Source organism: Blautia acetigignens, assembly GCF_025566865.1.
Classification (GTDB): domain Bacteria; phylum Bacillota; class Clostridia; order Lachnospirales; family Lachnospiraceae; genus Blautia_A; species Blautia_A acetigignens.
In genome coordinates this window covers 375,423-389,975 of the sequence record NZ_JAOQJM010000002.1, presented here as the reverse complement: position 1 = coordinate 389,975, position 14,553 = coordinate 375,423, and the positions used below count along the sequence as shown (strand labels likewise).

The window sequence follows — 14,553 nt, the reverse complement described above, 5'->3', positions numbered from 1 at the left end:
CTTCCCCACTGAGCGTGGGGAAGACCTGTACCGGAAAGGAGTACGCTATGCAGGATTTGGCAGTCACATTATCAGGATATTTGTCAAAATTATCCCTGCCCAGTCTGGGAGTTACAGACATACTGGAGATTGCCCTGATTTCCTTTTTTATATATCAGTTTATGGTATGGATAAAATTTACCCGTGCCTATACGCTGCTTAAGGGAATCCTGATCGTGCTCCTTTTTATTTTGTTTGCTTATATCCTGAAGATGAATACGATCCTTTGGATCATTAAGAATCTATCTACCATACTTCTTACCAGCGTAGTTGTTATTTTTCAGCCTGAACTGCGTAAAATGCTGGAGCAATTGGGGCAGAAGAAGATTGTGGCATCTATTTTTCCACTGGATTCCGGGAAGGAAGTACAGGAGCGATTTACGGATAAGACCATCAATGAGCTGGTAAAGGCATGCTTTGATATGGGAGAGGTGCGGACCGGAGCTCTGATCGTAATTGAACAGAATATCCGTCTCAGTGAATATGAGCGTACCGGAATCAATGTGGATGCGGTTCTTACCAGCCAGCTTCTGATAAATATTTTTGAGCATAATACACCGCTTCATGACGGTGCTGTTCTTGTGCGTGGCAATCGTATTGTGGCAGCAACCTGTTATCTGCCTCTGTCCGATAATATGGAACTGAGCAAGCAGCTTGGTACCAGACATAGAGCGGGAGTGGGAATCAGTGAGGTAAGCGATTCCCTTACCATTATCGTCTCTGAGGAGACTGGCCAGGTTTCTGTGGCACAGAATGGGGAACTCAGCAGAGGGCTTACCAGCGCTGAGTTAAGATCTGCTCTGATCAAGGCCCAGAACAAGAAGGTTGTCAATAACAGTAAACTCCGTCATCTGCTGAAAGGGAGAATGAAACATGAAGAACACAAAGCTGACTAGGAATTTCCCTTTGAAAATCATGTCTGTTCTCATCGGATTTCTGATCTGGTTTATTGTGGTAAATGTAGACAATCCGGTGTCCACCAAAAGTATCACCATTGCTGGCGACAAGGTGGAGTTACAGAATACGGCTTATGTGGACAGTGCGAATATGATGTGCATGCAGGATGATGATCCGGACCCCATCCGTGTTACCATTACAGGAGAGAGACGGCTTCTCACCAAGATCACCCAGGCGAATATTACGCTGACGGCAGACCTGCAGCAGGCAGGCAGCCTGGATACAGATCCGGTTATGGTTCCCATTACGGCTTCCTGTCCGGGAATCAGTCCTGACAACATTAAGGTAACACCCCAGTATCTCAGTGTCAGACTGGAGGAGAAGGTAACCCAGGAGTTCCTGGTTAATGTAAATTATGGCTCCAGTCAGCCAGGAAAAGGCTATGAGGTTGGCTCACAGACCGCCAGCCCGGAGAAAGTGAAGATTACAGGACCGAAGTCCTTAATTAATAAAATAGATAAAGTAAATGCAACGGTTGATGTAGATGGCAAGACGAAGGATTTTTCCGAGGAAACAGAGCTGAATATTATTGATAAGAATCAGGACAGCTTTGCAGGAAGAATGTCGTACATCACCATAGATAACACCAAGGTTGTTGTTACCACCAAATTCTGGAAGATACGTACCGGAGTGAATATCGGTGCGAATTTTGTAGGTGTACCGGCAGAAGGATATCAGGTGGAGAGTGTAACTACCGTTCCAGATACGGTAAGTATCGCTGGAACAGATGAAGCATTGGACACTCTGAAGCAGAATGATAATATCCTTTGGATCGGCGGTGCTGACATTGATATCACAGGAGAGACTGCTGATATTGAGAAAAAGGTAAGCCTTAAGGATGCGCTTCCTGATGATGTGAAGCTTACAAGCGGCACCAGCGAGGATGTTTGGGTTAAAGTGAGCATTCTGCCCCTGGACAGCCATTCCTATGGACTGCCGTCCAACCAGGTCAAGGTAAATAATCTGGACGATAACCTTCTGGTAACTTTTGGAACCGACAAGATTGAAATCCGTGTAAAGGCTACTGACAGTAACCTTGACGAATTTGATATTGAGAAAGTAGAAGCATCTGTAGATTTATCAGACATGAGTGTTGGAAGCTATCAGATTCCGGTGACTGTGAAGCTGCCGGAAGGATTTGAACTTCTGGATGATGTAGTGGCGGATGTAACCATATCAGAAATTACAAATGCGGATTCGAATAATGGTTAAGGGAGTGATGTTATTATGGTAAGTGAAAAGGTACAGATCAATAATCCATCCGGACTTCATCTGCGGCCGGCCGGGATTCTCTGTAAAGAGGCAATGAAATATAAATCTCTGATAACATTTGAATATGCAGGAGGAACTGCGAACGCCAAGAGCGTTCTGAGCGTCCTGGGTGCATGTGTGAAATGCGGTGATGAGATTACAATATTTTGTGAAGGAGCTGATGAAACAGAGGCATTGCGCAACCTGGTAATGGTTATAAATAAGGGACTTGGTGAATAAGTTTTACATTTGGGAGGAAGAAAAATGAAAAAGAGAGCAGCCGCAGCAATTTTAGGAATTTTGCTCAGTGTTTCTATGGGACTGGAGGTTCCAGCCGCCGCTTTGGATGGCGGCTTTACATCCGGTTTTACTTCAGAGCAGACTGGGGAAGCACAGCAGCCAGATGCAGTGGAGGCAGAACAGCCAGCAGTATCTGAGCCGGAAACTCCATCAGTTGATGGATCACAGCAGGAGACATCTGACACCGTGCAGACCCCGCAGGAGAATGTCAGTGCAGGTGAAAGCGTTACCGATGGCTTTACATCTGGAAGCACGGAGAACGGAGACAGAACCAGTGCAGAGAATCCTGTACAGGATGTGCAGGGATTTGAGAACACGGATGAGACAGATTCTTTTGAAGTGCAGGAGACACCGGAAGAGGCTGCTGATATGCGGGCCAGTGAATCCAGCACCATTTTTGAATGGAAGGAATGGGAGCAGACATCAGACGGCAGATTCAGGCTCCATAAAAAGAAAGCTGTGAAAGCAGCTGTACAGATTGCTGATGTGCAGTCTTCTGACGTTCCAGCGGAGGCTGGCTCTGCTGATGAACAGACTGCTGACGAGTTTTCTGATAACAGCGAAGCGCAGGACGCAGCAGCTGTGCAGAATAGTGGTGAAGCACAGAATGCTGAACCTGCAGATGCAGCAACAGGCACTGAGGGTACTGACGCAGCAGGCACTGCAGAAGTGACCAGCCTGAAGGACGATTATTACACAATTGCCGATGGCATTGTTGCAATCACTACCAGAAATGAGACCGGAACGAATCATACCGGATATTATCTGTTTGATGAGAACGGATATCTTGTACTTGGCAAGAAAACTCTGAATGGAACAGAGTGTGCCAGCAAGATCAGCGGTGATTATTATTTCACACCTGCAGACAGCAGCGTTGCCGCCGCATATAAAGAATACGAAGGCAAAGGCGCAGCACTGGTACCTTGGAAGACTACAGTAGGCCAGATGAAGAAGAACTACTGGCTGTGGAATAAAGACACCAAGAATTTCCAGTACTATGGCAACAGCGGCAAGGCTTTGACTGTTGCAGAGCTGGATGAGAATGCCAAGGCACAGAATACATATACCGGATATTTCAAGATCAATGGCGAATATTATTGCCTGGATGAGAATGGAACTCCTCGTACAGGGGATGTGACATTAACTGTCAATGGCGTTTCTGCACAGTATTATTTTGAGCCGGCAGCAAATGACCAGGAAATCCCAGGCAAGATGTTTCATGATTGCTGGAAAATGTTTAAGACTTCAGCAGGAGAGCAGTGGAGATATTATGAGCCAGCCAGAAAGGGCAGTTCCAAAATTGGTCAGCTTCGGCAGCACGGAATTGTACCGACTGGTTTAAGCGGACGCAAAAATCCGAAATATACGTATCTGATTGATAAAGACGGATATTTGATTAAGAGCCAGATGGTGAAAGCGTCCAATCGTAAATATTATATAACGACGAAATCCGGAATCATCTATAAACGAAGAATCATTACATACAATAATACACAATATTATGTAACAGATGACGGTTCTGTTGCCAATTGGAAGAATTGCTGGCATCGTTGTCCGGGAGCTGGAAACCGCTTATATTATTTCGGTTCTACAGCAGGAAATATTGTGAAGAAGACTGGCTGGCAGTCAGTAACCTTATCAAATGGAAGATTTTATGGCTGGTTTTGGTTTAACGCAAACGGAAATCACTGGTCAGATATTTGGGGGAAAGGCGGTTATTTCAGAATAAACGGAACTTTTGCGACTGGTTTCGTTAATGTAAAAGGAAAGAAATACTTCTTCCAGCCTTCAACTCCAACTACCAGAAATGGCCAGCTGGTTAAGAATAAGATGTTTAGCTACCAGAATAAGACCTATTATGCAGATGCCGATGGAGCATTGCTTCGAAACGGCTGGCGCCAGGTGAATGGAAACTGGTATTGCTTCAGAAGCTATAATCTGGTTACCAATGAGTTTGTAAAGCGGGGAAGCAGATACGGTTATGTGGATTCCACCGGTAAATATACAACTGGATGGGTAATCGTAAATGACTCACAGAACCTGGTTCGCTATATTAATCCGGACAAAAAGGGCTATGTGACAAACGAATCCAAATGGATCAACGGCAAGAAATATTACTTTGATAAGAATGGATACAGAATCAACGATCTTACCAATATTTATAAAGGACCTTATACCTTTGAGGTTGACCGTGTAAATGGCGTTATGACTGTATATGCGGATTCTGCACGTACCATTCCAGTCAAGACGATCCGTGTTTCCGTAGGTAATCCATGGACACCTACCCCGAAGGGCAAATATACGCTGACTCCTTACAGCAGATGGCAGGCACTTATGGGACCATCCTGGGGACAGTATGGAACTCATGTAAACGGAGCAGGACAGGGTGGTATTTTCGTTCATTCGGTTGCATGCAGCTATGCGAACAGCTATAATCTTCCGGTAAGTGCTTACAATAAACTTGGAAGCCCGGCTTCTCACGGATGTATCCGTACCTGTGTAGGCGATGCCAAGTGGGTATACTATAACAGCAGCGGTTCTACTATTTATATCTTTGACGGTACCTATAATTCCAACGAATCATTCAAGGGACCTCTTGGACGCAAGGCAATTGTACCTGCCAGATGGAAGAACGGCGGATATTACGATCCCACAGATCCGGCTGCATAAGACAAAGACAGTCAGAGACGAGGAATTTTGTCCTTGATAACTCACATAAAACAAGCACAGAAAGGTGTCTTAATTTTATCAGTTTTGATGAATTTAAGGCACCTTTTCATTGTTTTGGAGAATAACGTTGAAATTTGAAAAAGGAGACTGTATAATAACGAAGTAATACATTTTTAACATATTATATCGACGGCTGTGACAGCGCTGCAGGCGCAAGGCATCTGACTTTTATATTTAGAAATAAAGAACTAGGAGAAAGTATGAAGAATTGGAAAAAGTGGCTGTCAGCTGGTTTATTGGCAGCTGTATTGGGAGCAGCAGGAATTTCTGCTCCTGCAACAGTCAGTGCAAATGCAGGGTATTTGCCTTACGACAGGATTGACAATCTTGCACCAGAGGAAACAATGGCAAGGGTGAGGGTTTTTTCAGGTTCTACAGAAGGAGAAGCAGCCAGAGCCTGGAAGAAAATTGATGGTGTTTGCTACAACGGAAGCGGAAAAAAAATAGATGGTGCGATCACGCGTGGAATTGATGTGTCTCAGTGGCAGGAAACGATTGACTGGAAACTTGTGAAGAAAGATGTGGATTTCGCATTTATCCGGCTTTCTTATGGTCTGAATCGTGTGGATTCAAAATTTGATTATAATATGACACAGGCGGAGGCAGCTGGCGTTCCAGTTGGAACTTATGTATACAGCCTGGCGAAATCCAATAAGGAAGCACTGGCAGAGGCGCAGCTGGCAATTCAGAAAATGAAAGGGCATAAGGTTTCTTACCCGGTAGTGTTTGACATGGAGGATGAGAGAACGCTGGGAACCAAAAGCAAAAGGGAAATTTCACAGATTGCCCTTACTTTCTGCGATGAGATCCGTAAGGCTGGGTACACGCCTATGCTTTATATGAATCTGGACTGGTATAATAATTTTGTGGATTGGAGTGTACTGGAAGGGGCTGGAATTGATGTCTGGATTGCTTATTATGGAGATCATGTCCTGGCGCCAAGTACCAGCACATACAAGTATACCATCTGGCAGGGGACGGCTGGCGACGAAGTTTCGGGAATGGCTTCCACCAAGAATCTTATAAGCGGTATTTCAAAATGGGACAATGTGGATGTGAATTTTGGGTTTGTGGATTATACTGCCAAAATTGTACCAAGATGGCAGCCTCAGCAAGGTTATACACCTGCCGCAGAGCCGTCATATCAGGACAAGGTCCCGATGAAAAATGGCTGGGTTACAGAGGACAGCAGGAAATATTATTATGAAAACAACGTAAAAGTCACCGGCTGGAAAAGAATTGACGGTAAATGTTATTATTTTAGCAGAGCTAACGGTGCTATGTACAGGAACAAATTGCGGAAATCAGCTACTTCACTCTTTTTCCTGGATAAAAATGGTGTTCGTGTAAGCAATCAGTTTGTGACCCAAAGCGGAAAGAAATACTATTTTGGTTATAATGGCATGGCGTACACTGGAATGAAAAAGATTGGAAGCAGGTATTATTATTTTAATCCGAAGACATTTGAACTGCGGACCAATTATAAATATATAGACTCCTCAGGCAATATTTATTACTTTGATAAAAATGGTATTCGCGTACAGAATAAATTTTATTCTATAACTGTGGGCAAACAGAAGCTTACCTATTATTTTGACAGAAATGGAAAAGCCTATAAAGGTTGGCATACCATTAAGGGAAAGAAGTATTATTTTTATAATGGAACCGGGGCGAAAGCAGGTGTTCGTGCCCAGAGTATAAAGCTCACCAGCAAAAACAGAATCGTTTCTGTGTTTAATAAAGACGGTGTATGTACGAAGCAGTACAAAGCCTGATCAGACAAAGGCAGCAGGTCAGGGGGGATATTTTATCTCTGACTTCACAAAAATAGAAATAAGGAGAAAAGAAAATGGGAAAAATTAAAGTAACAAACTGTGACGATATCGAAGGATTAAAGGTAATTGAACCAACTGTATTTGGTGATTCCAGAGGTTATTTTATGGAAACATACAATTACAATGATTTTAAGGAAGCTGGAATTGATGTGGAGTTTGTACAGGACAATCAGTCCAGCTCAAGATACGGTGTGCTCCGCGGACTTCATTTCCAGCTGAACTATCCGCAGGACAAGCTTGTACGTGTTGTAAACGGCGAAGTATTCGACGTTGCTGTTGACTTAAGAAAAGATTCCAAAACATACGGCAAGTGGTATGGCGTTCTTCTTTCAGCAGAGAATAAGAAGCAGTTCTTTATTCCGAAGGGATTTGCCCATGGCTTCCTGGTTCTTTCCGAAAATGCAGAGTTCACATACAAATGCTCTGACTTCTATCATCCCAATGATGAGGGCGGTCTGATCTGGAATGACCCGGATATCAACGTACAGTGGCCGATTCCGGAAGGAATGGAACTGATCTTCTCTGACAAGGATCAGAAATGGGGAAGTTTAAAGGAACTTCAGAGATAGGAGATCATAAATGCTTAAAACAATTTTTTCTCTGCCGGCGGATCTGTACAGAAACCGCCGGCTGGTTATGAAACTGGCGAAAAATGATTTTAAGACCAGATATGCAGGATCTTATTTTGGAACCATCTGGGCATTTGTTCAGCCGGTTGTAACCATTCTGGTATATTGGTTTGTATTTTCAGTGGGCTTCCGCTCCAACACAGATGAGCTTGGAATCCCATTTGTGCTTTATCTGGTAGCGGGAATTGTCCCCTGGTTTTTCTTTTCAGATGCTCTTTCCGGGGGAACCAATGCGCTGATTGAATATAATTACCTGGTAAAAAAGGTAGTTTTTAATATTAGCGTGCTGCCGGTCGTAAAAATTATTTCAGCATTGTTTGTGCATGGCTTTTTTGTTATATTAGCCATTATTCTTTATATGTGCAACGGCAGATTCCCAGATATGTACTATTTACAGATTTTCTATTACAGTGCATGTGCCTTCTTTCTGGTAACGGGGCTGTGCTATGCAACCAGCGCGATTGTAGTGCTGTTTCGTGACCTGGGACAGATTATCGGAATTATACTTCAGATTGGTGTATGGATCACACCTATTATGTGGGTTGCGGAGAGCATGATCGGTGTACAGAGCCGACTGTACAAAATACTTCAGTTGAATCCAATGTTTTATATTGTGTCAGGATACAGAGATGCCTTTATTATAAAAAGATGGTTCTGGGAAAGACCGAACTGGACCATTTACTTCTGGGTAGTATCCATCATCTGTTTCCTGTTCGGAAACTGGATTTTTAAACGTCTTCGCATTCATTTTGCAGATGTTTTATAATGCATGGAAATAGAAAGGAACTAATGTGGAAAGTAAAAATGCCATTGAAATAAAGAACCTGTCTAAGATGTACAGGCTTTATAATAAACCTTCAGACCGTCTGAAGGATTCCCTCGGCTTTGGGAAAAAGAAACGCTACCGGGAGCATTACGCATTAAGAGATGTAAGCTTTGATGTGCGCGAGGGAGAATGTGTTGGTATTATCGGAACCAATGGCTCCGGTAAGTCTACCATCCTGAAGATTATTACAGGTGTACTTGCGCCCACTGCAGGGGAAGTGTCTGTGCATGGAAGGATTTCAGCTCTGCTGGAATTAGGTGCAGGCTTTAACCCGGAATATTCAGGTCTGGAAAATGTGTATCTGAATGGTACAATGCTTGGATTTTCCCAGAATGAGATTAATGAGCGCCTGGATGAGATCCTTAGTTTTGCAGATATTGGTGACTTTATCCACCAGCCTGTAAAAACCTATTCAAGCGGTATGTTCGTACGTCTTGCATTTGCAGTGGCCATCAATATTGACCCGGAAATCCTGGTAGTAGACGAAGCTTTGTCTGTAGGAGATGTATTTTTCCAGGCGAAGTGCTATCATAAATTCGAGGAATTTAAGAAACAGGGAAAAACAATTTTATTTGTAAGCCATGATCTGGGAAGCGTTTCCAAGTACTGTGACCGCGTTATCCTGCTGAATCAGGGGGAGAAGCTGGATGAAGGCTCCCCGAAGGCAATGGTAGATATGTACAAGCAGCTTCTGGTACACCAGGATCCAGTGAAGCAGGCAGAAGATGAGCATACAGCACCTGTAAATTCTGAGACAAACTGGAGAAGTGGTTTTCAGGTGAATCCCAATACTTTGGAGTATGGAGACAAGCAGGCTAAGATCTGTGATTTTGTAGTTCTGGATTCCAAGGGCCGCCAGAGCAATACCATTGAAAAAGGTTCCCGGTTTAAAATTAAAATGAAGGTTCATTTTAACGAAAGCATTCAGCAGCCAATCATGGCCTTTACCTTCAAAAATATCCAGGGAACAGAAATTACCGGAACGAATACCATGTACGAAGGCGTAAATGTAGAGAAATCCGCTTCAGGCTGTGAGTGCGTGGTTACTTTTGAACAGGAAATGAATCTGCAGGGGGGAGAATACCTTCTTTCCTTTGGATGTACCGGATATCAGAATGGAGATTTTACCGTATTTCACCGTTTATATGACGCTTGCAACATTACTGTGGTTTCTACCAAGAACACCGTTGGTTTTTATGATATGAATTCCACAGTATCAGTGGAGGAAGAATAGTAGATGCAGGAAAAAATTGGAAAAGTAACGCTGGACTATGAGTTTTATCCGGGAGAGGACCTGTACAGTGATGGTCCTGTAGAAGAGGAACTCCTGGAAATTGCCCGCAGTTATGGGGAAGAAGAATTAAATCGTGTAATTGCAGAAAAAAACAGCTGGCCGGTACTTTACCATTTTTCCCATATCCGTCAGAATATACTGGAGTGGCTTCCAATCCGGAAAACAGACAAGGTTCTGGAAATTGGCTCTGGATGCGGTCCTATTACAGGAGCTTTGGCAAAGAAAGCCGGAAGCGTAACCTGTATTGATCTGTCCAAAATGCGCAGCACCATTAATGCTTACCGAAATCGAGAATGTGACAATGTAAAGATCATGGTGGGAAATTTTCAGGATATTGAGGTGAGCCTTACTGAAAAATATGATTATATCACGCTGATTGGCGTGTTCGAATATTCAGAAGGATATATTGGAACTCATCAGCCTTATGTGGAAATGCTTCGCCGCATATCCAGACATCTGGAAAAAGACGGAAAGCTGGTCATTGCCATAGAAAATCGTCTGGGACTGAAATACTGGGCTGGCTGTACCGAAGACCATGTAGGGAAATATTTTGAAGGCATTGAAAATTATCCGGATACGAAAGGGGTAAGAACCTTTTCAAGAAAAGAACTGCAGGAACTGATCGATGCTGCAGGCAGCTTTCAGACCACCTTCTATTATCCTTATCCGGATTATAAGTTTCCGCTGACCATCTATTCCGATAAACGCCTTCCAAAAAAGGGAGAACTGAAAGATAATTTCTGTAATTTTGACAGACCCAGGATTCAGCTGTTTAATGAAGAAAGGGTGTATGATTCTTTAGTGGATGCCGGACTTTTTCCGGAGTTTTCCAATTCGTTTCTGGTGATTGCGAAAAGAGAGGAAGAATAATGGCAGAGATTATTTACAGCAAATATTCCAATGAGAGAAGCAGACGTTTTGCCATCCGTACAGATATTCTGGAAGAAAACAAAAAGCGCTGGCTGCAGAAAAAAGCTCTTTACCCGGAAGGAAAAGAGCATATGGACAATCTGGCTTCCTGGAACAGCAGATTAAATGCTGTGTACGAGAAAGTCCCCTTTGTATGCAATAAATGTGAAATCGTGGAAGATGGCGTGAAATTTGAGTATCTGGATGCAGAAAGTCTTTCGGAGCATCTGGACAGCATGCTGCAGAGAGGGGAAATCCAGGCTGCATTTGATCGGCTTGTGGAGTTTTTGAAGCAGGTGCGGCTTGTATACAGCCAGAAACCATTTGAAGTGACAGCAGAATTTCAGCAGGTATTTGGAAATGTGACATTGCCGTCTCAGCTTATGTGTGCGGAGATTACAAATATTGATATAGTTTGTGATAATGTAATGCTTACAGAACCTATCACGCTGCTGGATTATGAATGGACCTTTGAATTTCCGGTACCCTGTGAATATGTTCTGTATCGGATCATTCACTATTATATTCAGACAAACAGTATCCGGACACCTTTAAATGAAGAGAAGCTTTATCAGGAGCTGGGAATCAGTGAAGCTCTGCAGAGCTCATTTGCTCAGATGGAGAAAGCTTTTCAGGGATATATCACAGGCAGTCATGTTCCCATGCGTGAAATGTATGGAGTGATGACGCCTGGAATGAGTTCATTTTCTGTGGAGACTACAGGACTGCTGCAGGTGTATTTCGGCGATGAAGAGGGCAGGTACTATGAACCATTTTCCGCGAAGCGTCCAATTATGACACGCCATGCGGACTACACAATTGATCTGCCTCCAGAGTGCCGCAAAATACGAATTGATCCAGGTGACCAGCCCTGTATGGTTCACATAAAGAAACTGGCATTTGACGGACAGACTGCATCTATGGATGAAGCAGAAGTTCCGGACGGTTTTATCCATGGCAGCTGGGCCTTGATATCCAGGCCGGATCCCCACATAAAAGACATTGCCGTACCCCAGGGTGCGAAGCAATTGACCATGCAGCTGGAAATCTATCTGGAAAATCAGGATATGCTGGCGTGTCTGCAGGATCTGCAAAAGGAGAACGCAAGGTTAAATGTTCTTGTAGAACAGCGGACCAGGGAACTGGAAGAGAAAAACAAACCCATGCTTCAGATGGTATATGAGAAGGTTATGGAAAAGAAAGGGAAATAACATGAGTCAAAAAGTATTGCTGGTAGAGAAAGAACGCTTTCTTCTGGATGACAGTAAAAAATATATGATTACCGGCATTATTTCGAAAGAAGATCAGATTGAAAGCTTTCTTGATGGAAAACTTCTTCCATCAGAGGTACAGGAACGAATCGTTTTATCTCCCAGGGAACGAACCCTGGATGAGCAGTTTCCAGGGGGCAAATGGGCAGATGTATTTCTAACCTTGCCGGAAGATCTGAAGAAGCATAAGGTTATTAAGGTTTATGCTGTAAATGGAAAGCAGAGACGTCTGTGGTATAAGTCCAATGTTCTGGAAATTGCCAGGAAGCAGGGCAGGCCGCAGTTCTTTCTGGATGCCGAGATTTTTGCACCCCAGGAAAATGCAGTAGGTCTTGGAGGCTGGGCAGTAGCCAGAACACCTTTGCAGTACAGAGCCTACGATGAAAATAAAAAACCACTGAAAATCAAGGTGAAACGCTGCATCAGAATGGATGTAGCAGAGATGTACCGGGAATGGCCTATTGAGAAGGAATGCGGCTTTTCCATTCGCATCGAGAATGTGACAGGAAAAAAAGTTTACTTTGTGATAAAGGACCAGGAAGGAAACAAGACGGTTTACCAGATCGGAACCACTCCTATCAGTAAATTTGTGGGAAAACTTGGCACCTACAGCAAAAAAGCTGCTGTATATTACCGTGCCCACGGTGCTGTTCCAATGGCAAAAAAATGCATCGAACGCTTAAGGACGCCGAAGCAGAAGGATGGAATGTATGAGACCTGGCTGAAAGAAAATAAAGTTACCCGTCAGGAGTTAAACAGACAGAGAAAGCGGGTTTTTAAAGAGAACATCAAATTCAGCATTGTTGTTCCGCTGTATAAGACGGATGAATATTTGCTGAAGTCTCTGGTGGATTCCGTTCTTGCCCAGACCTACAGCAACTGGGAACTGTGTCTTTCCGATGGCAGCGGCCCGGATTCTCCGATCAAAAATCTTCTGAAAGAATATGAGAAAAAGGATTCCCGAATCCGTGTGGTATATAATGAAAAACAGCTGAGAATTTCAGACAATACCAATGCGGCAATTGGAATCGCAACAGGCAATTATATTACTTTTTCTGATCATGACGACACTTTGGCAGAAGAGGCGCTCTATCAGATGGCAGCTGAGATTGAGAGCCATCCAGAAGCAGAGTTATTATATTCCGATGAAGACATTATTGATATCAAGGGAAAACGTCTGTATCCTCATTTTAAGCCGGACTTTAATCCGGACTACCTGCATTGTGTTAATTACATCTGTCATCTTGTGGTTGTGAAGAGAACCCTTCTTGATAAGGTTGGCCTTCTGCAGGGAGAATATGATGGTTCCCAGGACTATGATTTCCTGCTGCGCTGTACCGAACATACACAGAATATCCGACATATTCCCAAGCTCCTTTATCACTGGAGAAGCCATGAGGGCTCTACCGCAGGGAATCCGGATGACAAGCCATATGCAGTGATTGCCGGTGAGAAGGCTTTGACAGAGCATTATAAGCGTATGGGAATTGATGCAGTCGTAGAATATACAGGAAATCCTGTTGTTTTCCGAAGCTATTTTGCCATAAAGGGAAATCCAAAGGTCTCTATTCTGATTCCCAATAAGGATCACACTGCAGATCTGGAGAAATGCGTGACCTCCATTATGGAAAAAAGCACATGGAAAAATTTTGAGATTATTGTAATTGAAAATAACAGCGAGGAAGAGAAAACCTTCTGTTATTATGAAGAACTTGAGAAGCGGTATTCAGAAGTAAAGGTGGTTAAATGGGATGGCCCCTTTAATTATTCCGCGATCAATAATTTTGGTGCACAGTATGCAGAGGGAGAATTCCTGCTGCTTCTGAACAATGATACGGAAGTCATCACTCCGCAGTGGCTGGAGAATCTTATGGGATACTGCCAGCGGGAGGATGTGGCTATCGTTGGAGCCAAGCTTCTGTATCCGGACAATACGGTACAGCATGCAGGCGTGGTTGTGGGAATTGCAGGTTTTGCAGGACATATTCTTACAGGTTACGACAGAAATGCAATGGGATATTTATGGCGTCTTGGAGTTGCCCAGGATGAAAGTGCGGTAACCGGAGCCTGCCTCATGGTGAAACGGTCTGTTTTTGACCAGCTTCATGGACTGGATGAAAGCTTTACTGTGGCATTAAATGACATTGATTTCTGTCTGAGAGCCAGAGCACTTGGTAAATTAGTTGTGTTCACTCCCGAGGCATGCCTTTATCATTATGAGTCCAAATCACGCGGTATGGAAAATACCGAGGAAAAACAGCAGCGCTTTAAAAAGGAAATCAGCCATTTCCGCGAACGCCATGCAGAGTTCCTGAAAAAAGGAGATCCCTACTACAATCCGAATCTTAGCCTTGTACGTGGGGACTGCACCTTTCGTATGGAATCCGAGAAGAAAATCGAAGCGGATTTTGGAAAATAATGAAATAATCATTGAAACCGAAATCCCTGGCAGCAATAAAAAATCAGCCTGAGCAGATGCACAATAGCATCCTGCTCGGGCTGATTTTTTGAT

Annotated in this window: 11 protein-coding genes; all 11 read left to right on the top strand. The window is 43.6% G+C overall.

What is annotated here, in order from left to right; genetic code table 11:
- The first annotated feature begins 47 nt into the window (after positions 1-47).
- The 11 genes from cdaA (at position 48) to OCV70_RS04600 (ending at position 14,460) form a co-directional block, all read left to right on the top strand.
- The gene (gene cdaA / locus OCV70_RS04650) at positions 48-935 is read left to right on the top strand and encodes a diadenylate cyclase CdaA (protein WP_195587128.1); all 888 of its coding nucleotides are present in this window, start codon (positions 48-50) and stop codon (positions 933-935) included.
- The gene (locus tag OCV70_RS04645) at positions 913-2,208 is read left to right on the top strand and encodes a CdaR family protein (protein WP_117853194.1); all 1,296 of its coding nucleotides are present in this window, start codon (positions 913-915) and stop codon (positions 2,206-2,208) included. The genes cdaA and OCV70_RS04645 overlap by 23 nt, the downstream gene beginning before the upstream one ends.
- 15 nt (positions 2,209-2,223) lie before the next feature.
- The gene (locus OCV70_RS04640; protein ID WP_021926293.1) at positions 2,224-2,487 is read left to right on the top strand and encodes an HPr family phosphocarrier protein; all 264 of its coding nucleotides are present in this window, start codon (positions 2,224-2,226) and stop codon (positions 2,485-2,487) included.
- A 24-nt stretch (positions 2,488-2,511) separates the two neighbouring features.
- Positions 2,512-5,217, top strand: coding sequence for a L,D-transpeptidase family protein (locus OCV70_RS04635; RefSeq protein WP_195587129.1), 2,706 nt, complete (start codon positions 2,512-2,514; stop codon positions 5,215-5,217).
- Between the two features lie 260 nt (positions 5,218-5,477).
- A complete protein-coding gene (locus tag OCV70_RS04630; protein WP_195587130.1) occupies positions 5,478-7,052 on the top strand; it encodes a GH25 family lysozyme in 1,575 nt (524 codons plus the stop codon).
- A gap of 74 nt (positions 7,053-7,126) precedes the next feature.
- A complete protein-coding gene (rfbC, locus tag OCV70_RS04625) occupies positions 7,127-7,681 on the top strand; it encodes a dTDP-4-dehydrorhamnose 3,5-epimerase (protein WP_021926297.1) in 555 nt (184 codons plus the stop codon).
- A 10-nt stretch (positions 7,682-7,691) separates the two neighbouring features.
- On the top strand, positions 7,692-8,507 hold the full coding sequence (locus tag OCV70_RS04620; RefSeq protein ID WP_021926298.1) for an ABC transporter permease: 816 nt from the start codon (positions 7,692-7,694) through the stop codon (positions 8,505-8,507).
- A 67-nt stretch (positions 8,508-8,574) separates the two neighbouring features.
- Positions 8,575-9,801, top strand: a complete 1,227-nt coding sequence (locus OCV70_RS04615) for an ABC transporter ATP-binding protein (RefSeq protein ID WP_416795301.1) — start codon at positions 8,575-8,577, stop codon at positions 9,799-9,801.
- 3 nt (positions 9,802-9,804) lie between these two features.
- Positions 9,805-10,731, top strand: a complete 927-nt coding sequence (locus tag OCV70_RS04610; protein ID WP_117853200.1) for a class I SAM-dependent DNA methyltransferase — start codon at positions 9,805-9,807, stop codon at positions 10,729-10,731.
- A complete protein-coding gene (locus OCV70_RS04605; RefSeq protein ID WP_021926300.1) occupies positions 10,731-11,981 on the top strand; it encodes a hypothetical protein in 1,251 nt (416 codons plus the stop codon). The genes OCV70_RS04610 and OCV70_RS04605 overlap by 1 nt, the downstream gene beginning before the upstream one ends.
- A 1-nt stretch (position 11,982) precedes the next feature.
- The gene (locus OCV70_RS04600; protein ID WP_021926301.1) at positions 11,983-14,460 is read left to right on the top strand and encodes a glycosyltransferase family 2 protein; all 2,478 of its coding nucleotides are present in this window, start codon (positions 11,983-11,985) and stop codon (positions 14,458-14,460) included.
- Positions 14,461-14,553 lie beyond the last annotated feature (93 nt).

Coding starts and splice junctions, on each gene's coding strand:
- cdaA (WP_195587128.1), top strand. CDS start 48: ATGCAGGATTTGGCAGTCACATTATCAGGATATTTGTCAAAATTATCC.
- OCV70_RS04645 (WP_117853194.1), top strand. CDS start 913: ATGAAGAACACAAAGCTGACTAGGAATTTCCCTTTGAAAATCATGTCT.
- OCV70_RS04640 (WP_021926293.1), top strand. CDS start 2,224: ATGGTAAGTGAAAAGGTACAGATCAATAATCCATCCGGACTTCATCTG.
- OCV70_RS04635 (WP_195587129.1), top strand. CDS start 2,512: ATGAAAAAGAGAGCAGCCGCAGCAATTTTAGGAATTTTGCTCAGTGTT.
- OCV70_RS04630 (WP_195587130.1), top strand. CDS start 5,478: ATGAAGAATTGGAAAAAGTGGCTGTCAGCTGGTTTATTGGCAGCTGTA.
- rfbC (WP_021926297.1), top strand. CDS start 7,127: ATGGGAAAAATTAAAGTAACAAACTGTGACGATATCGAAGGATTAAAG.
- OCV70_RS04620 (WP_021926298.1), top strand. CDS start 7,692: ATGCTTAAAACAATTTTTTCTCTGCCGGCGGATCTGTACAGAAACCGC.
- OCV70_RS04615 (WP_416795301.1), top strand. CDS start 8,575: ATGTACAGGCTTTATAATAAACCTTCAGACCGTCTGAAGGATTCCCTC.
- OCV70_RS04610 (WP_117853200.1), top strand. CDS start 9,805: ATGCAGGAAAAAATTGGAAAAGTAACGCTGGACTATGAGTTTTATCCG.
- OCV70_RS04605 (WP_021926300.1), top strand. CDS start 10,731: ATGGCAGAGATTATTTACAGCAAATATTCCAATGAGAGAAGCAGACGT.
- OCV70_RS04600 (WP_021926301.1), top strand. CDS start 11,983: ATGAGTCAAAAAGTATTGCTGGTAGAGAAAGAACGCTTTCTTCTGGAT.